This window comes from Commensalibacter sp. A3DC (assembly GCF_047307945.1).
Lineage (GTDB): Bacteria > Pseudomonadota > Alphaproteobacteria > Acetobacterales > Acetobacteraceae > Commensalibacter > Commensalibacter melissae.
In genome coordinates this window covers 23,680-43,250 of the sequence record NZ_JAXOQA010000005.1, presented here as the reverse complement: position 1 = coordinate 43,250, position 19,571 = coordinate 23,680, and the positions used below count along the sequence as shown (strand labels likewise).

Here is a 19,571-nt window from a genome sequence, read left to right as displayed (position 1 = left end):
AATTAAAGAGTATTAGCCATGCAGGCAATTTTAAACAGTTATTTACCCGTGTTAATATTTGGGATTATTTCTTTAATAATTGCGGTTGCAATGTTGGGTGCGGCATTATTTTGTGCAAAACAAAAACCATATGCTGAAAAGATAACGCCTTATGAGTGCGGATTTCCGGCATTTGAAAATGCACGTCATATGTTCGACGTGCGCTATTATTTGGTGGGAATATTATTCACGATATTTGATCTGGAAATGGTGTTTCTGTTTCCATGGGCTTTGACCCTGTCTAAAACTGGCATGTTCGGTTTTTTCTCTATGGTTGTATTTCTTTTAGTCCTGACCATAGGTTTCGCGTATGAATGGTGCAAAGGTGCACTGGAATGGGATTAAGTAAAAATAAGTCCATTGTCGGTTAAAACGAGTAGATAATGAATATAAAAATAACAAATAAATCTGATCCTGATCAGATTTACTGGAATCAAGAAACGTTACCTCCTGGATCTGAACAGGATGCAGTTATTAAAGGAATAACGGGGGCAATTTCAAATAAAGGTTTTGTTGTTGCCAAGCTTGACCAATTAATCAATTGGGGAAGAACTGGCAGTCTTTGGCCAATGACTTTTGGATTGGCTTGTTGTGCTGTTGAAATGATTCATGCCTATATGCCACGTTATGACTTGGATCGTATGGGGGTTGTACCAATGGGATCGCCCAGACAGGCAGATGTCATGCTTGTGGCTGGTACGGTAACGAATAAAATGGCACCTGCTTTACGTCGATTATATGACCAGATGTCAGAACCAAGATGGGTTCTTTCAATGGGATCCTGCGCAAATGGTGGGGGATATTATCATTATTCCTATTCAGTCGTAAGGGGATGTGATCGTATTGTCCCTGTAGATGTTTATGTACCCGGGTGTCCGCCAACCGCTGAGGCATTGATTTATGGTATTATGTTGTTGAAAAAGAAAATCAAGCGTACAGGGACAATTCTTCGTGGTTAATTTTACAGAAAATTCAAAAAAAAGAATTTTAAATCAAAAAGCAAATTTGCAGGCGATTGGCATGATGCTCATGTTTTCGTCAAATGGCGTTGTCAAGGCTGAGTTTGATCACGATGAACTAATCATATTGGTTAAACTCAACTGTTTGCTTGATGTGTTAATTCTGCTTAAAAATCATCCCATTTGCAAATTCGAACAATTGATGGATTTGTGTGGTGTTGATTATCCCTACCGTCAAAAAAGATTTGATGTTGTCTATAATCTTTTATCTGTAACATTGAATCAGCGTATTCGTATCATTGTTCATACAGATGAAAAAGAACCGGTTCCCTCCGTTCATCATTTATGGAAAAATGCAACGTGGTGGGAACGTGAATGTTATGACATGTTTGGTGTATTATTTTCCGGACAGCCTGATTTGAGGCGCATTTTGACGGATTATGGATTTGATGGACATCCTTTGCGAAAGGATTTCCCTGTTACAGGATATGTAGAAGTTAGATATGATGCTGATCAAAATAAAGTAATTTATGAACCGGTCCATTTGACACAGGAGATGCGGGACTTTGATTTTGATTCACCCTGGGAAGGTATTGTAACACTTCCTGGTGACGAAAAGATTCATGAGAAGCGTCAAAATATTAAACCGTATTCTATATAGGATTAAACGGTAAAAGGATATTTGATGAGTGAAATTATACAAGAAGGGGTAACCGATAAAACATCACAGGTGAAATCTGAAATTTCTCAGAATATATCTCATGTTTTATCAGGTGATACGCACACGATTAATTTTGGACCACAACATCCTTCTGCTCATGGTGTGTTGCGTGTTGTGATGGAATTAGAGGGTGAGGTTGTTAAAAGGGCAACTCCTCATATTGGTTTATTACATCGTGGAACAGAAAAATTACTGGAGCACAAGGCTTATCATAAGGGACTGCCTTATTTTGATCGTTTGGATTATGCCTCTCCAATGAGCGAGGAACATGCCTATGTTCTTGCTACAGAAAAATTGTTGGGGATTGATGTTCCCGATCGTGCAAAATGGATAAGAGTTCTGTTTGCTGAAATAACCCGTATATTAAATCATTTACTGAACGTGACTGCCATGGGTCTCGATTGTGGGGCGATGACACCTGCATTGTGGGCTTATGAAGAGCGCGAAAAATTAATGGAATTTTATGAAGGTGTATCTGGCGCCCGCTTTCATGCGAATTATTTTAGGCATGGGGGTGTGGCTAAGGATATGCCCGCAGGTATGGAAGAGAAAATTGGAAAATGGGTTAGAGATTTTCCAAAATTAATTGATGATATTGAAGGATTGTTAACAGAAAACCGTATCTGGAAACAGCGAACTGTTGGAATTGGAATCTGTACAACTGAAGATGCATTGTCATGGGGATTTTCTGGTCCATGTTTGCGAGCATCGGGAGTTGCATGGGATTTGCGGCGATCCCAACCCTATGATAATTATGATAAAGTTGATTTTAAAATTCCTGTTGCTCGGCAAGGGGATTGTTATGATCGGTATTTGATTCGTGTTGTTGAAATGCGCGAGAGCGCCAAAATAATTGAGCAATGCCTAAGCAAGATAAAACCTGGTCCAATTAAGACTGAAGATAATAAAATCTCACCTCCAAAACGTAAAGATATGAAACATTCAATGGAGGCATTGATTCATCATTTCAAACTTTATAGTGAAGGATTTCATGTTCCTGCAGGCACAACCTATACTGCTGTTGAAAGTCCAAAAGGTGAATTTGGGGTATATCTTGTGGCGGATGGCGGAAGCAAACCTTATCGTTGTAAAATACGTCCGACAGGTTTTTCGCATCTTCAAGCATTGGATGAATTATCCCATCGATATATGTTGGCTGACATGGTTGCAATTATTGGTTCGTTGGATTTGGTTTTTGGTGAAGTGGATAGATAGGGTGTAATGTCAGAAAGTAAAATGAATATTGAGCCATCTGACTTCACTTTTGATAAAGAAAGTGAAATGCAGATAGAGAAGGTGCTTGCAAAATATCCGGCAGGGAGAAAAGCAAGTGCTGTTATACCTTTATTATATATCGTTCAAGATCAGATGAAACGTTTGACCAAAAGTGCTTGGGTGCCAAAGGCGGCTATGGCTGCTGTTGCAAAACGTCTGGAAATTGCGCCTGTGAGGGTATTTGAAATTGCCACATTTTATACAATGTTTAACCTCGAACCCATAGGGCAATATCATTTGCAAGTTTGTGGAACAACACCATGCTGGTTGAGGGGATCGGATGAAGTGGTTGAAGCCTGTAAAAAAGCGACAGGAATCAGGGAATTTGGTCAAACCAGTGAAGATGGATTGTTCACGCTTTCCGAGGTTGAATGTTTGGGTGCCTGTGCAAATGCGCCTATTCTACAGGTTGATCATGATTATTATGAAGACATGAATGGTCCAAAAACCATTGAGTTAATTAATGCATTGAGAAGAGGGGAAAAACCGCCTCCAGGATCTGCATTAAATCGTTTTAATTCGGCTCCTTTGCGTCAAGATCATTCCTTATCAGATAATTCAAAGGCCAAAAAACGATGCTAGAATCTAAAGACCGTATTTATGTCAATTTGCATGGTCAGGATGACTGGAAATTGGCAGGTGCTCGTAAACGGGGTGATTGGGATAATACCAAGGCTATTTTAGCTTTGGGACGTGAAAAAATCGTCAAAGAGGTAATTGATTCAGGATTAAGGGGACGTGGTGGCGCAGGTTTCTCTACAGGTCTAAAATGGTCGTTTATGCCCAAAGGGGATGGTCCCTTACCTCATTATCTGGTAATTAATGGGGATGAATCAGAGCCTGGCACTTGCAAGGACAGGGAAGTTTTACGTCATGAGCCTCATAAAATTGTTGAAGGTGCATTGCTTGCCTCTTTTGCGATAGGCGCGCATGTTGCCTACATATATATTCGTGGTGAATATTACAATGAAGCCAACAGACTGCAAGTTGCCATTGACGAGGCATATGAAGCGGGATTGATCGGTAAAAATGCCTGTGGTAGTGGTTGGGATTTTGATTTTTATATTCATCGCGGTGCAGGCGCATATATTTGCGGTGAGGAAACAGCCCAGCTTGAAAGTCTTGAAGGCAAAAAGGGGCAGCCGCGTCTGAAGCCACCTTTCCCAGCGGGTAAGGGATTATATGGTTGTCCGACCACGATCAATAATGTTGAAAGCATTTCGGTAACCCCTACAATAATGCGTAGAGGAGCCGTTTGGTTTTCAAGTATAGGGCGTAAAAACAATACTGGTCCAAAATTAATGGCGATTTCGGGTCATATTCAAACCCCCTGTGTATTTGAAGAGGCATTGGGATTGCCCTTGAAGGAAATTATTGAACGTCATGGCGGGGGTGTACGTGGTGGATGGGATAACCTTTTAGCTGTTATTCCGGGTGGCACGTCAATGCCTATGCTGAACAAGGAAGTGTGTGATACCGTTATAATGGATTTTGACGGTATGCGTGAAGTTGGGTCCGGGTTGGGAACGGCTGGCATAGTTGTGATGGATAAGTCAACGGATCTTATTAGGGCGATTACACGTATTTCTCAGTTTTATAAACATGAAAGCTGTGGTCAGTGCACGCCATGTCGGGAAGGATCCAATTGGGTGCTGAAGGTCATGAAGAGAATGACAGAGGGACGTGCAGAAATAGAAGAAATTGATATGTTGATGGATGTAACTAAACAGATTGAAAACACAACAATCTGTGCAATGGGTATGTCTGTTGCCTGGCCCGTGCAAGCATTAATTCGTAATTTTCGTCCAATGATGGAACAAAGAATTATGGATTATAAGAAAACCCATAGTGGTGCTGTTCAGGTCCAGGTGCCTGTTGGAACGCCGGTATTGGGATAGGAAGGAATTATGGTAAAAGTTATCGTTGATGGTATTCCTGTGGATGTTCCCAATGGTTCTTCAGTATTACAGGCCTGTGAGGCAGCAGGAAAGGAAATCCCTCGTTTTTGTTATCATGAAAAACTTTCTGTGGCTGGAAACTGCAGAATGTGTATGGTTGAGATAACCGGTTCTCGTAAACCTCTGGTTTCATCATGCTCACAGCCAGTAATGAATGGAATGCAGGTTTTGACCGACACAGAAATGGTCAGGGCAGCGCGTCGCAGTACGATGGAACTGTTATTAATCAATCATCCCCTGGATTGTCCTATTTGCGACCAGGGTGGTGAATGTGATTTACAGGACCAGGCAGTAGGTTATGGACGTGAATGTTCACGATTCAGGGACGAAAAAAGGGCAGTTACTGATAAGTATCTCGGACCGTTGGTTCGCACTGTCATGACACGCTGCATTCAATGTACACGTTGTATTCGTTTTATGAATGAAATCGCTGGTACGGCAGAACTTGGCGGAATCAACCGGGGTACCAATCTTGAAATCACCCCTTTTCTTGAAGAGGGTATCAATACAGAACTTTCAGGAAATCTTATTGATGTTTGCCCTGTTGGAGCTTTAACGGCCAAACCAACCGCGTTCCGTTACCGTTCGTGGGAACTGAAAAATACTGATTCAATTGATGTGATGGATTCTGTGGGAACGAATATAACTTTACAAGTGCGAGGAAGTGAGGTTTTGAGAATTCTCCCCCGTCAAAATGATGATGTTAATGAAAGTTGGCTTGCTGATAAGGGTCGTTTCTCTCTGGATGGTTTGAAACGGCGACGTCTGGATCGACCATGGATAAAAAAAGAAGGCAAACTTGTCGAAACTTCATGGGATGAGGTAATCCAGGTTGTTTCCCAAAAATTAAAATCTACCAAAAAAGAGCGTATAGGCGTCATTGCAGGCGATTTATGTGATGCAGAAAGCATGTTTGCATTAAAAAATTTGATGAACGATCTTGGGGTCAGCAATTTAGATTGTCGTCAAGATGGGGCATATTACGATACCTCTTATCGTGGACATTATGTTTTCAATAGTACGATTGCAGGAATTGAGCAGGCCGATGCTTTATTGATGATAGGTGCTTTTCCACGTCAAGAGGCACCTGTTTTGAATGCCCGTATTCGTAAAAGATGGTTGTCTCTTACCGAACAATTCCCAATTGCATTTATAGGTGAACTTATTGATGATCCTACGTATAAAATTGAGAATTTAGGAGAGGATCCAACTTTAATTGATTCATTGTTACGAAATGAGCTTGCCTTTAACGAAATTTTGAATAATGCGAAACGCCCAATGATTATTATTGGACACGGGGCATTGGTTCGTGAAGATGCAAAATTAATATTTGAAAAAACCTTGGCTTTAACTCATAAAATTGGCGCCGTAACTGAAAATTGGAATGGATTCAATGTCCTTCATCATGCAGCCGCTCGTGTTGCGGGTCTGGATATGGAATTTTATCCTAAATCGGATTCACAAGATGCACGCTCGATGGTTACGGGTGGCACGGATCTTTTGTGGTTGCTTGATGCAGATGAAATTGATCTTTCAAAATTGGCTGCCGATTGCTTTGTGATTTATCAGGGACATCATGGAGATCAGTCTGCCAAACGTGCTGATATTATTTTACCTGGAGCCGCTTATACAGAAAAATCAGGTACTTATGTTAATACGGAAGGCAGAATTCAGCAGGGTAACAGGGCGATTTTACCTCCTGGAAATGCCAGGGAAGATTGGAAAATTATTTCAGAAATTGCCCAATCAATGAATATTGATCTTCCTTATTCCAATTTATATGAGTTAAGAACTTGCCTGGCACAGTCCTATCCTGTATTTAAGGAAAAGGGAGTAGTTAGAAACCAGATGTGTTCTTCCATAAATATTTCAGAAAAAAACATTGAAAAACAATCTTTTAGGGCGATTATTTCAGATTATTTCTTAACGAATTCAATCAGTAGAGCCAGCCTCACAATGCATGAATGTTCAAAAACACGTGGTGCCAATTCATCGGCAAAAGCTGCGGAGTGATATCATGGAACATTTCTTTATTCATACATTACTCGGATCAGTTATCCTGATTATATTAAAAACACTGGCACTATTGGTTCCAGTGCTTGTCGGTGTCGCTTATCTGACTTGGTTGGAACGTAAAGTTTTGGCTGCAATTATGCTTCGTAAAGGTCCGAATGTTGTTGGTCCTTTCGGTTTGCTGCAACCCTTTGCCGATGCGGTTAAAATGATTTTTAAGGAAACGATCATTCCTGCCAAGGCAAATAGGGTCTTGTTTTTTGTCGCGCCAATTCTAGTCTTTACATTGTCCCTATTCGCATGGGCGGTAATTCCCGTGAATGATGGTTGGGCTGTTGCAAATCTTAATATTGGTATCCTTTACCTATTGGCGATTTCCTCCTTGGGTGTTTACGGAACTTTGTTGGCCGGCTGGGCTTCGAATTCGAAATACTCTTTATTGGGGGCCATGCGTGCCACGGCACAGATGATATCATATGAAGTCTCAATTGGACTTGTTATCGTTTCCGTACTGTTGCTTGTTGGTAGTGCAAATATGAACGATATTGTCCTGGCACAAAAACATGTCTGGTTTTTCCTGCCAATGTTTCCCATGTTCATTATTTTCTTTATTTCATGTTTAGCTGAAACCAATCGTCCACCTTTTGATTTTTCAGTTGGTGAAAGTGAACTGGTGGCAGGTTTTTTTGTGGAATATTCCTCAATGGCCTTCGGATTATTTTTTCTGGCTGAATATGGCAACATGATTTTGATGTCTGCAATTACCAGCATCATATTTTTAGGTGGATGGTTGCCACCCTTTGATTGTGTGCCGTTTACCTGGATACCTGCACCTTTCTGGATGATAATTAAAGTTTTATTTTGTCTATTCTGTTTTATATGGGTAAGAAGCGCGTTTCCAAGATACCGTTATGATCAGTTAATGCGATTAGGCTGGAAAATATTCTTACCCTTTTCATTAATATGGGTTGTGCTTACCGCTGCGTTTGTAATGGTAACCGGCGTAGGGATATATGGAGGAGCTGGTTAATGGGTTTTATTGATAGAACCGCACGGTCTTTTTTATTATCAGAATTGTTGACTGGACTGGGAATAACACTACGTTATTTCTTCAAACCGAAGGCAACAATCAATTATCCTTATGAAAAAAGTCCTCTCTCACCACGGTTTAGAGGGGAGCATGCCTTGCGTCGTTATGCCAATGGAGAAGAGCGTTGCATTGCGTGCAAATTGTGTGAGGCAACGTGTCCGGCTGAAGCAATTACCATTGAGGCTGAAGAGCGGAATGATGGTTCGAGAAGAACTACCCGGTATGATATAGATATGACAAAATGCATCTATTGCGGGTTATGTCAGGAAGCATGTCCTGTTGACGCGATTGTTCAAGGACCCAATTACGAATTCGCCACTGAAACTCGGGAAGAGTTGATGTACGACAAAAGCAAATTATTGTCTAATGGGGATCAATGGGAAAGTGCCTTGGCATTAAGACTGGAGCAGGATGCTCCATATCGGTGAGGCAGGAAACATTTAAAATGAATAAATTAATTTATATATCGGGTCTTATAAAGATCTTTGATCAGGAATTAGGATAATGACACCGATTATTCTTTTCTATATTTTCGCAATAATTTTGCTACTATCAGCATCGATGGTTGTTTTTGTTCGAAATTCAGTTCATGCAGCCCTATTTCTAATTCTTGCATTCTGTAATGCCGCTGGATTGTTTATGCTGGCCGGTGCCGAATTTTTGGCTATACTTTTGATAGCCATATATGCTGGTGCAGTCATGGTTCTGTTTATGTTTATTGTAATGACAATGCAAATAGAGCTGGTCCAGTTAAAGGAAGGAATGCAACGTTACATGCCTGTGGGTTGTATCATTGCTTTTATTCTTGTCGTTGAATTTATTATGATTGCCATCCATTGGCATGTTGATCCTGAATTGATAAGCAGGGGTCAAAATTCTGCGTTGCATGATATTTCGAATACCAAAGCATTGGGGGATATTTTATATACGCATTATGTTTTGTTATTCCAGATTTGTGGATTAATCCTGCTTGTTGCAATGATCGGTGCAATTGTCTTGACCCTGCATAAAAATCCTAAAAACCGTAGACAGAACATTATGCGCCAACATATGCGCGAACCAAGCCAAACTCTGGAAATTCGTGATGTGCCCTTGAATAAAAGCATTCAGGATATTGGCGGTTTCCTTCGTCCCAAAGAGACTTATTATGGTGTTGCACAAGAGGATTCCTTCGGTCCAAAACCTGGTGATAAAACCGATATTACTGAAAAAAGACAACAAAGGGAGCAAATGAAATGAATATTTTAAATTCTGTGGGGCTTGCTCCCTATATGATTGTCAGTGGTATTTTATTTTCAATTGGTCTGTTTGGTATTTTTGCTAATCGGAAGAATTTAATTGTTATATTGATGTCTATTGAATTGATGCTTTTATCTGCAAATCTTAATTTAATTGCATTCTCTTCTTTATATAGCAATTTAACAGGGCAGATTATGGTTATGTTTAGCCTTACAGTCGCCGCTGCAGAATCTGCCATCGGACTTGCCATTATTATGGTATTTTATCGTAATCGTCGGTCGGTGGAAGTGCAAGATACGATGATGATGAAGGGGTAAAGAAATGACATCATCATTATTTATTACAGCTGTTATCTCACCCTTGGCTGGTTTTTTATGCGCAGGGTTAATGGGGCGGATAATCGGTGATTCATTTGCGAAGTTTATTTCTATTCTTGGAATGTCCATATCGGTTACATGTGCATGGCTTGTAACTTGGCAATTTTTTGCCAATCATATGGATAGTCAAGTTGTTCATTTCATGGAGTGGATCAATGCCGGTAATTTTCATATTAACTGGTATTTGAAACTGGACAGTTTGTCTGTTGCCATGTTGACGATGGTATCAAGCATATCCTTGTTAATCCATATCTATAGTATGGGATATATGTCGCATGACACGATGCCAACTTATCGTTTTTTTGCATATTTATCTTTATTTACATTCAGTATGATTGCCTTGATTACCTCTAATAATCTGGTTCAATTGTTTTTTGGCTGGGAAGGGGTAGGTTTATGCAGTTATTTACTTATTGGATACTGGTATATGCGTCCAGCAGCTATATCAGCCGCAATCAAGGCTTTTGTTGTAAATCGTATTGCGGATCTATTTTTTCTCGTAGGCATTAGTTTGCTTTTTATCACGACCGGTTCGGTTTTTTATAATGAAATATTTCAAAAATTACCTGATTTAGTTCAACTGCATTATCATTTATTGGGTTTTGATTTCCAGATATATGAATTTATTGCATTCCTGCTATTTGTCGGGGCCATGGGAAAATCTGCCCAATTGTTTTTTCATGTATGGTTACCGGATGCAATGGAAGGACCAACGCCAGTTTCCGCACTTATTCATGCCGCAACTATGGTGACAGCAGGTGTATTCTTGATGGCAAGAATGTCACCCCTGGTTGAATTGGCTCCACATGTTAAGATATTCATTATTGTTATAGGATCATTAACAGCATTATTTGCCGGTTCTGTTGCTTTGGTACAATCAGATATTAAGAAATCCATTGCTTATTCAACTTGTTCTCAGCTTGGATATATGTTTGTCGCAGTTGGTGTGGGAACCTATCAAATTGCAGTATTCCATTTAACGACACACGCTTTTTTCAAGGCATTGTTGTTTCTTGGTGCGGGATCAGTGATTATCGCGCTTCATGATGAACAGGATATGTTCAAGATGGGTGGATTGTATAAAAAATTACCTTTGACTTGCATATTGATGTGGATAGGCTGTCTAGCATTGGGTGGAATATATCCATTTGCAGGTTACTGGTCAAAAGATGCCATTCTGGAAGCTGTTTGGGCAACCCAATCTTCCTTGGGATATGCGGCTTGGGTTGTATTGTTATTAACTGCGTTTCTTACAAGCCTATATAGCTGGCGGATGTTGTTTCTTGTGTTCCATGGAAAACCAAAACATAAGGAAAATTATGATCATGCAAAAGAATCTCCTTTCTCTATGACTTTACCCATGATTATACTTGGTGTTTCATCAATTATTGGAGGCATTATCCTATATCCTTATTATATAGGTTCTCAACAAATTATATTTTGGGGAGGTTCAATTGTTAATGTTTCAGATAATTTGCATATGATTATTGAGCAACATACACCTGCAATTATTGCATTAATGCCACTTATACTTGGTATACTGGGTATTTTAATCGCTTATTTATGTTATATAGTTAATCCGAATATCCCTATATCATTAGCTCAGTCAATGAAGGGGTTTTACCGTTTTCTATTAAATGCATGGTATTTTGATAAACTTTACGATGTAATAATTATCCGTCCTTATGCAGCTTTGTCTAAGGCATTATGGAAAATTGGTGAAAAAGATATTATCCAGGAATTTCCTGTCATATTGGCGCAATTTACAAATCGTTCTGCCAAAGGGATATCCTGGATTCAAAATGGTTCTTTTGCTTTATATGCTTTTACCATGGCAATTGGGTTGGTGGTTATCGTCGCCACTTTCCTGATCTATCAATGATATTAAGTTAAGTCAGGATAAATCCGATGAATTGGACGCTTGCTATTCCAGAAATTGTATTAACAATTGGTGGTCTTATTATATTGTTATTCGGGGCGCTGCAAAAAAAGGAAAATTCCTTTTTTCCCTCTGCCATTTTTTCCACGGCAATATTTATTGCCGCGGGATTTTTAACGTTAACCAATGCAAATGGGTTGGCATATTACGGGTTATTTGTAAATGATGAATTTTCCCGTTACATGAAATTGCTGGTTCTTATTGCAGGTTTATTAACAATTATTTTGTCCTTGGATTTTAATAAAAAAAATAAAACAACATATTTTGAATTTATAGCGTTGATCATTTTTTCCACGGTCGGTGCAATGGTTATGGTCTCCTCCAATAATCTTATGAGCCTGTATCTTGGACTGGAGTTATCTTCGTTATCTTTATATATTTTATGTGCAATTGATCGTAACAATCCGTTATCAGCTGAATCTGGGATAAAATATTTCATTTTGGGATCAGTCGCGTCTGCAATTTTACTTTATGGTATTTCAATGCTTTATGGCGCAGCTGGAAATATGGAATATAACAATGTTCATAAAGTCATCGTAGCGGCAAATTATAATAATATGGGATTTGTCGTTGGACTGGTTTTTGTTTTAATCGGAATATGCTTTAAAATTTCTGCAGTACCTTTTCATATGTGGACACCGGATGTTTACCAAGGTGCTCCAACGCCTGTTGCAACCTTTCTTTCGACGTCGCCAAAATTTGCAGCTTTTGCATTATTTTTACGGTTAATGACGGGACCTTTTGGAACCCTATCCTATCAATGGCAGTTTTTGATTGAAGTTATATCATTGTTATCCATAATTATTGGAAGTATTGGTGCTATATCTCAATTAAATATTAAAAGAATGATGGCTTATTCTTCAGTTGCACATATGGGATATGCAATGGTTGGATTAGCCGCAGGAAATTCAAATGGCGTTTTGGGAACGATCATTTACTTGACAACTTATCTTTTCATGAATGTCGGAACTTTTGCTGTGATTACATCTATGACTCGAAAAGGTAAGGTTGTAGAAAACATTAATGATTTGGCCGGACTTGGTAAAAGTGATCCGGGCATAGCGGTTGCTATGGCAATTTTCATGTTTAGTATGGCAGGTGTTCCGCCACTTGCAGGATTCTTTGGTAAATTTATGGTTTTTTGGGCAGCTATTCAGGTACATTTATATGTACTTGCAACAGTTGGAATTGTTGCCAGCGTTTTAAGTGCTTTTTTCTATCTTAGGATTGTTAAGATCATTTTCATGGACAGATCTCATGGACAACTTGATCATCGTTCATTATCAATTTCTTTTATGTCCTTTGGTATGAGCGCGTTAACGGTAATTTTTATCATATTTATGGGTCCAATGATGCATGTTGGACGCATTGCAGCTAAATCTTTGTTTAATTAATCATTCAAGTGTCTAGACGTGGAAAAAAGAAGGTTCTGGAAATTTGAACATTATTCCACGTTATCGTCTACCAATGATCACTGCATTGAGATTGCCAGATTAGGAAATAAAACCGATCTGGCTGTTTTGGCTGACTCTCAGTCGTCACCACGGGGAAGCCGTGGGCGCAAATGGATCGAGCCTCAGGGTAATTTAGCTTTTTCTTTATTATATTGGCCAAGATCATCGAATATAAAATTGAATTGGATTCCGTTTGTTGCAGCATTATCTCTTTATGATGCTGTAAGATTTTACAGCAAAGTCGATCATGAATTATTTATTAAATGGCCTAATGATCTATTGTATAAAAACAGGAAAATTGGTGGAATTCTAATTGAAAGCAATATTTCCAAGACCAGTCAATTAGAATGGTTGGTTATGGGTTTTGGTGTCAATATCAATAGTTATCCTGATTTGAATAGAAAATTGGGTTGTTTAAAAGATTTTGTAACTAAACCACCCTTAGCAAAAGAGTTATCAAAGAAAATTATATATTATTTTGATTACTGGATAAATTTTTTAACAAATGATCAAGAAAAAATTATACGTGAGGCATGGATAAAGAAATCAATACCTTTAAATTCAAAATTAACTGTAAATTTACAGCAAAATAGTTGGGAAGGAATTTATTGTGGTATTGATGAACATGGGTTACTATTATTACAAACTGTAAAGGAAATGCGAAGTTTCTCTACGGGTGAAGTTTTTTGGTTAGATAATTCTCAGGATTGTTAAAGCGTGTTAATGGTCATTGATGCGGGCAACACCAATGTTGTATTTGCTATACATAATGGTGAAAAATGGGTGGGTTCATGGCGAATGAGTACAATTCCCAACCATACATCAGATGAATACGCCGCGACATTACTTATTTTACTGCAAGCATGTGGGATAAAAACTGATCAGATTGACAACATTATCATTGGTACTGTTGTTCCCCCGATTTTATATCAATTGAGATTATTGTGTCGACAATGGTTTGGCGTCGAACCTCTTATCGCTTCATCTGATCTGGATTGGGGATTCAAAATTTTAATTGATAACCCTCATGAAGTGGGTGTTGATCGTTTGCTAAATGGCCTAGCAGCTCATACTCTATTTGGGGGTCCTTTAATTGTTGTGGATCTAGGGACAGCCACAACATTTGATGTTATTGATGAAAAAGGAAATTATTGCGGAGGAATTATTTCACCCGGTCTCACTTTATCTTTGGAATCTCTACATAAAGCCGCAGCTCGATTACCAAAGATCGGTATAACGAAACCCATTTCCGTAATAGGTAAAGAAACAGTTAACGCAATGCGATCAGGTATATATTGGGGATATATAGGTCTTATTGAGGGTATCATAAAAAGGATTGGAGCCGAAGCTAATTGTTCCTATCGCGTTATAGGAACAGGCGGATTGGCATCCTTATTGGCAGAAGGTACCGATATTTTTGAAAAAATTAGTCTGGAATTAACGTTAGAAGGATTAAGATTGCTTGCAAATCGTAATAAAACATCATAGTAAAAATAATAAAAAGGATAAACATGAATGAAACTGCAAACGATTTTGCCTTTCTTCCCTTAGGAGGAACAGGTGAAATTGGTATGAATTTTAATTTATATCGTCTTAATGGGTCATGGCTTGCATTTGATTGTGGCATTGGTTTTAGTGGTAACGACATGCCGGAAGCCGATATTCTGGTGCCTGATCCTGAGTTCATTATTCGATATAAAGATAGTTTGTTAGGATTGGTTATCACTCACGCACATGAAGATCATATCGGTGCGATAACATATCTTTGGGAAGCATTGGAGTGTCCAATCTATGCAACGTCGTTTGCCGCTTCAATTATTAGAAGAAAATTGAGAGAGGCTAACTTACTAAATGATGTCACAATTCATCTGATTGATATTGGAGCCCGTATCAGAATTGGGGAATTTGATCTGGAATTTATACCTGTAACGCATTCTATACCTGAAGCGCAAAGTGTTGTAATTCGCACTCCTTATGGAACAGTATTACATACAGGTGACTGGAAATTCGATCCTGATCCTGTAATAGGTCATCCAACAAATCTTTCAAAATTTGCCGAGATAGGTGATGAAGGTGTTTTGGCAATGATTTGTGATAGTACGAATGCGATTGTCAGACGTGCGCCTGAATCAGAGGGTGCCGTCAGAAAAAGCATGGTTGATCTTATTGCCAATATCAGGGGAAGAGTTGCAGTAACTTGTTTCGCAAGTAATGTCTCAAGGATCGAGACGATTGCTTATGCAGCAAAACAGGCAAATCGCCCTGTGGTAATTATTGGCCGCTCTTTGCAGAATATTGAAATTGCAGCACGTGAAAATGGATATTTTCGTGATATTCCTCCGTTTTATACGGAACAGAATATGAATGAAATTGATCAGGAAAATGTTGTATTCATTATTACGGGAAGTCAAGGTGAGGAAAGATCAGCCTTAACCCGTATTTCCTATGATACACATCAACATATATCTTTTGGTGTTGGAGATACTGTTATTTACAGCAGTCGTACAATTCCCGGTAATGAATTGGCAATCATGCGTGTACAGGATAATCTGGTGCGTCGTGGGGTCAGGGTAATAACATCCGTAGATCATTTGGTTCATGTTTCAGGACATGCCAGTCATGATGAAGTTACAGAATTATATAAACTGGTAAAACCAAAATACGGCATTCCTGTTCATGGTGAGTGGGTTCATTTGAATGCACAGGCGGAAATTGCAAAATCTTGTAACTCTGAACCTATCCTGCTGGAGGATGGAGATATCATTCAATTGGCACCAGGACCAACCAAAATTGTAAATAGTGTACCTTATGGCCGCTTGACAGTTGATGGAAACAGGCTTTTATCCATAGATGGGAACGTATTGGCGGCACGTCGACGCATGCTTTATAACGGTGTTATTGTTGCAAGTTTTGCAGTGGATGATGAGGGTATGTTGTTGAGTGATCCAAATATAAGCGCGCCCGGTTTACTGGATCAGTATGATGATTGTGATCTGATTATTGATAATTTTGCCGATGCAATTGAACAATTGCCAAGAATAGTTCGGTTGAATGACGAAGAATTAATTGACAAATCGAAATCAATACTAAGACGTATTCTGGGGCGTAAGCTTGGTAAAAAACCGCTTATCGAGGTTCACGTCATACGGTTGTGATATTCTGTTGATATTGAGTAATATTGATCGATTGTAATGTTTCATAAAAATATGGTTTTAATAGGATAAATATGCGTCTATCGTCCAGTTTTCTTCCAACTTTAAAAGAAGATCCAGCTGAAGCTCAAATTATCTCTCATCGTCTCATGTTAAGAACAGGGATGGTTCGGCAAATGTCTTCTGGCATTTATGCATGGCTGCCCTTGGGCTTGAGAGTTCTTGACAATATATCGAGAATTGTGAGGGAAGAACAAAATGCTATCAATGCACAGGAAGTTTTGATGCCAACTTTGCAATCGGCGGATTTATGGAAACGTTCTGGGCGTTATGATGCTTATGGACCGGAAATGCTTCGTATTGTTGATCGTCACAAACGTGATCTTTTATATGGTCCCACGAATGAAGAAATGATAACCGATATATTTGGACAATTTATAAAGTCCTATAAAGAGCTTCCACAGCTTTTATACCAGATTCAGTGGAAATTCAGGGATGAAATTCGTCCACGTTTCGGCGTGATGCGCGGGCGGGAATTCTATATGAAAGATGGATACAGTTTTGATCTTAATTATGAAGATGCTGTTGTAACCTATCATAAAATGATGCTTTCTTATCTCAGGACATTTCAAAGAATTGGTGTAAAAGCAATTCCAATGTTGGCTGATACAGGTCCGATAGGCGGGGACTTAAGCCATGAATTTATTATTCTGGCACCTACGGGTGAAAGCGGGATCTATTTTGATTCTGATTTCACGGAACAGAACTGGCTTGAAATGCCGGTTGATATAAATGATAAGGAATCCTTGGCCGCTTTCTTCCAACGTATGACACGATTTTATGCCGCCACTGATGAAAAACATGATCAGAATGAATGGCAAAAAGTTCCAGAATCCAGACGCTGTGAAGGGCGTGGAATTGAGGTAGGTCAAATCTTCTATTTTGGTACAAAATATACAGAAGCAATGAATGTTTCTGTGATAGGACCTGATAGTTACAAAATAAATCCTCATATGGGTTCTTACGGTATTGGGGTTTCCCGTCTTGTCGGGGCAATAATTGAATCATCACATGATGATCAGGGGATAATATGGCCAGATGCTATTGCTCCTTTCAAAGCCGTGATTATTAATTTGGGATTGAAGAATCAAGCTTGTAAGGATGCTTGTGAAGCATTGTATAAAATGGATCAAGAACAGTTTTTATATGATGATCGTGATGAACGGGCTGGAGTGAAATTTGCAGATGCTGATTTGATGGGGCACCCTTGGCAAATTATTATCGGTCCAAGAGGGATAGGTAATAATGTTGTCGAAATTAAACGTCGTGAAACCGGCGAAAGAACGGAAGTATCTATAGAACAGGTGATGAATTATATTTCCTCTTATCAAAGGTAATGTATTTATGTTTGGCTCTTTTGAAAGAATGGTTGCAAAACGATATCTTCGTGCTAGAAAAGGCGAGCGTTTTGTTTCAATAATAGCTATTTTTTCATTAATAGGAATAGCCTTGGGTGTTGGAACATTAATAGTCGTCATGGCTGTCATGAATGGTTTCAAGGCTGATTTATTAGGACGTATACTAGGCTTGAATGGAGATTTGAGTGTATACAGTCAATCTTATGATGGGCCAACCTCTTTAAGGGGATATAATAATTTATCCAACAGAATTGAACAAATGCCCCATATTACATCTGCCATTCCCTTTATTGAAGGACAAGTGTTGATAAGTGCTGGAAATTTCAACTCTGGTGGAATGGTTAGGGGAATGGCAGCTTCTGGTTTGAAAAAACTTAAAGTCATTAGCAAAACTCTCGATCCAACAGTTTTGAAACAATTTCAAGGCGATGATGTCATCATTATTGGTGAAACTCTTGCTGAGCAAGCAAATCTGGGAGTTGGTTCAAGGTTAACTTTAATTTCACCTAAAGGGTCCGCAACAGTAATGGGTAATATTCCCAGAATCAAATCCTATAGAATTATTGGTATTTTTGATTCTGGTATGCATGAATATAATTCCAGTTATGTTTTTTTACCGATGCGGGCAGCACAGAAATATTTTCAGCTTGATGATGAGGTAACAGGAATCCAGATATTCTCGAATGATTCAACCCATATTCAAGCTGTTACGCATCAACTTGAGAATTCGTTTAGAAATGATAATCTGAAATTTGTTGATTGGACTCAGAGCAACAATGCTTTTTTTGGAGCAGTGCAAGTTGAACAGAATGTGATGTTTCTTATTCTGGCGTTAATTATCTTGGTTGCTGCTTTTAATGTCATATCCTCTTTGATTATGATGGTCAAGGATAAAACACGTGATATTGCCATACTTAGAACCATGGGGGCATCACGTGGTGCGATAATGCGGATATTCCTGATGTGCGGGGCATCTGTTGGGGTAACAGGAACACTGATAGGAACTGTATTGGGAATTTTATTTTGTAAAAATATAGAACATATACGTCAGGGTTTGCAAAAAATCACGGGAACAAATCTATTTAATCCTGAGGTTTATTATCTTGAACATTTGCCGGCTAAGTTAGATTGGTCAGATGTGATACAGGTTATGTCAATGGCTCTGTTCCTTTCTTTACTGGCGACATTATACCCATCTTGGAAAGCAGCAAAAACGGATCCAGTTGAGGCATTGAGAAATGAATAATCAAGTTGTCCTCCAGTTAGATAAAATTTCACATGCCTATAAAAGTGGTGATGAGAACCTTCAAATTTTGCACAATGCTGATTTTACGCTCAATCATGGTGAAATTGTTGCCCTGATTGCTCCTTCTGGTACGGGTAAATCAACCTTGTTGCATATTGCTGGATTGCTTGAAAAACCCCAAAAGGGCGAAATTATTATTCAAGGTCGAAAATCTTCCAGATTGAATGATCGGGAAAGAACGCAATTAAGATTAAATTCAATAGGATTTGTTTATCAGTTTCATCATTTGCTTGCTGAATTTACTGCCTTGGAAAATGTTTTGATACCACAATTGATAGCAAGGGGATCTAAAACGAAAGCGGTAAATATAGGTAGGGACTGGTTAAAGAAATTTGGTCTTGGTCATCGTGTCGATCATTACCCAGGAAAGTTGTCTGGTGGAGAGAAACAGCGGGTTGCAATTGCACGGGCTTTGGTAAATTCACCAAAAATTCTATTGGCGGATGAACCAACGGGAAATTTAGATGGAAAGAATTCCGAGCATGTTTTTAATTTGCTGTTACAGGTTGTACGTAGTGAAGGTTTGACAGCTTTGATCGTTACTCATAATCATTGCCTAGCCACCAAAATGGATCGGGTTGTTACCTTGCATGAGGGCAAAATAATTCCTTGTCATTTATAATAAGGTATA

The 19,571-nt window shown here is 38.9% G+C and carries 19 protein-coding genes; all 19 read left to right on the top strand.

The window, feature by feature from the left end:
- Nucleotides 1-18: 18 nt before the first annotated feature.
- The 19 genes from ndhC to U0839_RS01195 all read left to right on the top strand — a co-directional run bounded on the left by ndhC (nt 19) and on the right by U0839_RS01195 (nt 19,562).
- On the top strand, nt 19-384 hold the full coding sequence (gene ndhC, locus U0839_RS01285) for an NADH-quinone oxidoreductase subunit A (protein ID WP_122123496.1): 366 nt from the start codon (nt 19-21) through the stop codon (nt 382-384).
- A gap of 38 nt (nt 385-422) precedes the next feature.
- Nucleotides 423-998, top strand: a complete 576-nt coding sequence (locus tag U0839_RS01280; RefSeq protein WP_155565358.1) for a NuoB/complex I 20 kDa subunit family protein — start codon at nt 423-425, stop codon at nt 996-998.
- The gene (locus tag U0839_RS01275) at nt 991-1,659 is read left to right on the top strand and encodes an NADH-quinone oxidoreductase subunit C (protein WP_370533589.1); all 669 of its coding nucleotides are present in this window, start codon (nt 991-993) and stop codon (nt 1,657-1,659) included. Before U0839_RS01280 ends, U0839_RS01275 begins: the two co-directional genes overlap by 8 nt.
- Before the next feature lie 24 nt (nt 1,660-1,683).
- Nucleotides 1,684-2,934, top strand: a complete 1,251-nt coding sequence (locus U0839_RS01270) for an NADH-quinone oxidoreductase subunit D (protein ID WP_155565359.1) — start codon at nt 1,684-1,686, stop codon at nt 2,932-2,934.
- 6 nt (nt 2,935-2,940) lie between these two features.
- Nucleotides 2,941-3,576, top strand: coding sequence for a complex I 24 kDa subunit family protein (locus U0839_RS01265; RefSeq protein ID WP_155565360.1), 636 nt, complete (start codon nt 2,941-2,943; stop codon nt 3,574-3,576).
- Nucleotides 3,570-4,892, top strand: coding sequence for an NADH-quinone oxidoreductase subunit NuoF (gene nuoF / locus U0839_RS01260; protein ID WP_155565361.1), 1,323 nt, complete (start codon nt 3,570-3,572; stop codon nt 4,890-4,892). Before U0839_RS01265 ends, nuoF begins: the two co-directional genes overlap by 7 nt.
- Before the next feature lie 9 nt (nt 4,893-4,901).
- Nucleotides 4,902-6,965: an NADH-quinone oxidoreductase subunit NuoG gene (gene nuoG / locus U0839_RS01255; protein WP_413549902.1), complete on the top strand. Its 2,064-nt coding sequence runs from the start codon at nt 4,902-4,904 to the stop codon at nt 6,963-6,965.
- 4 nt (nt 6,966-6,969) lie between these two features.
- Nucleotides 6,970-7,995: an NADH-quinone oxidoreductase subunit NuoH gene (gene nuoH / locus U0839_RS01250; protein ID WP_155565363.1), complete on the top strand. Its 1,026-nt coding sequence runs from the start codon at nt 6,970-6,972 to the stop codon at nt 7,993-7,995.
- Entirely contained in the window at nt 7,995-8,483 is a 489-nt protein-coding gene (nuoI, locus tag U0839_RS01245; RefSeq protein WP_110438946.1) for an NADH-quinone oxidoreductase subunit NuoI, read from the top strand. Before nuoH ends, nuoI begins: the two co-directional genes overlap by 1 nt.
- A gap of 76 nt (nt 8,484-8,559) precedes the next feature.
- Nucleotides 8,560-9,294 (top strand): NADH-quinone oxidoreductase subunit J, encoded by a 735-nt coding sequence (locus U0839_RS01240; RefSeq protein ID WP_155565365.1) that lies wholly within the window; start codon nt 8,560-8,562, stop codon nt 9,292-9,294.
- Complete coding sequence (gene nuoK / locus U0839_RS01235) at nt 9,291-9,611, top strand: NADH-quinone oxidoreductase subunit NuoK (RefSeq protein ID WP_110438948.1); 321 nt, start codon at nt 9,291-9,293, stop codon at nt 9,609-9,611. Before U0839_RS01240 ends, nuoK begins: the two co-directional genes overlap by 4 nt.
- A gap of 4 nt (nt 9,612-9,615) precedes the next feature.
- On the top strand, nt 9,616-11,553 hold the full coding sequence (gene nuoL, locus U0839_RS01230; RefSeq protein WP_155565366.1) for an NADH-quinone oxidoreductase subunit L: 1,938 nt from the start codon (nt 9,616-9,618) through the stop codon (nt 11,551-11,553).
- A 26-nt stretch (nt 11,554-11,579) separates the two neighbouring features.
- The gene (gene nuoN / locus U0839_RS01225; RefSeq protein WP_155565367.1) at nt 11,580-13,004 is read left to right on the top strand and encodes an NADH-quinone oxidoreductase subunit NuoN; all 1,425 of its coding nucleotides are present in this window, start codon (nt 11,580-11,582) and stop codon (nt 13,002-13,004) included.
- A gap of 18 nt (nt 13,005-13,022) precedes the next feature.
- A complete protein-coding gene (locus tag U0839_RS01220) occupies nt 13,023-13,778 on the top strand; it encodes a biotin--[acetyl-CoA-carboxylase] ligase (protein WP_413549899.1) in 756 nt (251 codons plus the stop codon).
- A 3-nt stretch (nt 13,779-13,781) separates the two neighbouring features.
- A complete protein-coding gene (locus U0839_RS01215) occupies nt 13,782-14,552 on the top strand; it encodes a type III pantothenate kinase (RefSeq protein WP_347400742.1) in 771 nt (256 codons plus the stop codon).
- Nucleotides 14,553-14,575: 23 nt separating this feature from the next.
- Nucleotides 14,576-16,219, top strand: coding sequence for a ribonuclease J (locus U0839_RS01210; RefSeq protein ID WP_155565369.1), 1,644 nt, complete (start codon nt 14,576-14,578; stop codon nt 16,217-16,219).
- A gap of 71 nt (nt 16,220-16,290) precedes the next feature.
- Nucleotides 16,291-17,613 carry a proline--tRNA ligase gene (gene proS / locus U0839_RS01205; protein WP_155565370.1) on the top strand — a complete coding sequence of 441 codons (1,323 nt, stop codon included), beginning with the start codon at nt 16,291-16,293 and terminating at the stop codon, nt 17,611-17,613.
- Nucleotides 17,614-17,620: 7 nt separating this feature from the next.
- Nucleotides 17,621-18,880: a lipoprotein-releasing ABC transporter permease subunit gene (locus tag U0839_RS01200; protein ID WP_413549897.1), complete on the top strand. Its 1,260-nt coding sequence runs from the start codon at nt 17,621-17,623 to the stop codon at nt 18,878-18,880.
- Nucleotides 18,873-19,562, top strand: coding sequence for an ABC transporter ATP-binding protein (locus U0839_RS01195; RefSeq protein WP_413549896.1), 690 nt, complete (start codon nt 18,873-18,875; stop codon nt 19,560-19,562). The genes U0839_RS01200 and U0839_RS01195 overlap by 8 nt, the downstream gene beginning before the upstream one ends.
- The last annotated feature ends 9 nt before the right edge of the window (nt 19,563-19,571 follow it).

Coding starts and splice junctions, on each gene's coding strand:
- ndhC (WP_122123496.1), top strand. CDS start 19: ATGCAGGCAATTTTAAACAGTTATTTACCCGTGTTAATATTTGGGATT.
- U0839_RS01280 (WP_155565358.1), top strand. CDS start 423: ATGAATATAAAAATAACAAATAAATCTGATCCTGATCAGATTTACTGG.
- U0839_RS01270 (WP_155565359.1), top strand. CDS start 1,684: ATGAGTGAAATTATACAAGAAGGGGTAACCGATAAAACATCACAGGTG.
- U0839_RS01265 (WP_155565360.1), top strand. CDS start 2,941: ATGTCAGAAAGTAAAATGAATATTGAGCCATCTGACTTCACTTTTGAT.
- nuoF (WP_155565361.1), top strand. CDS start 3,570: ATGCTAGAATCTAAAGACCGTATTTATGTCAATTTGCATGGTCAGGAT.
- nuoG (WP_413549902.1), top strand. CDS start 4,902: ATGGTAAAAGTTATCGTTGATGGTATTCCTGTGGATGTTCCCAATGGT.
- nuoH (WP_155565363.1), top strand. CDS start 6,970: ATGGAACATTTCTTTATTCATACATTACTCGGATCAGTTATCCTGATT.
- nuoI (WP_110438946.1), top strand. CDS start 7,995: ATGGGTTTTATTGATAGAACCGCACGGTCTTTTTTATTATCAGAATTG.
- U0839_RS01240 (WP_155565365.1), top strand. CDS start 8,560: ATGACACCGATTATTCTTTTCTATATTTTCGCAATAATTTTGCTACTA.
- nuoK (WP_110438948.1), top strand. CDS start 9,291: ATGAATATTTTAAATTCTGTGGGGCTTGCTCCCTATATGATTGTCAGT.
- nuoL (WP_155565366.1), top strand. CDS start 9,616: ATGACATCATCATTATTTATTACAGCTGTTATCTCACCCTTGGCTGGT.
- nuoN (WP_155565367.1), top strand. CDS start 11,580: ATGAATTGGACGCTTGCTATTCCAGAAATTGTATTAACAATTGGTGGT.
- U0839_RS01210 (WP_155565369.1), top strand. CDS start 14,576: ATGAATGAAACTGCAAACGATTTTGCCTTTCTTCCCTTAGGAGGAACA.
- proS (WP_155565370.1), top strand. CDS start 16,291: ATGCGTCTATCGTCCAGTTTTCTTCCAACTTTAAAAGAAGATCCAGCT.
- U0839_RS01200 (WP_413549897.1), top strand. CDS start 17,621: ATGTTTGGCTCTTTTGAAAGAATGGTTGCAAAACGATATCTTCGTGCT.
- U0839_RS01195 (WP_413549896.1), top strand. CDS start 18,873: ATGAATAATCAAGTTGTCCTCCAGTTAGATAAAATTTCACATGCCTAT.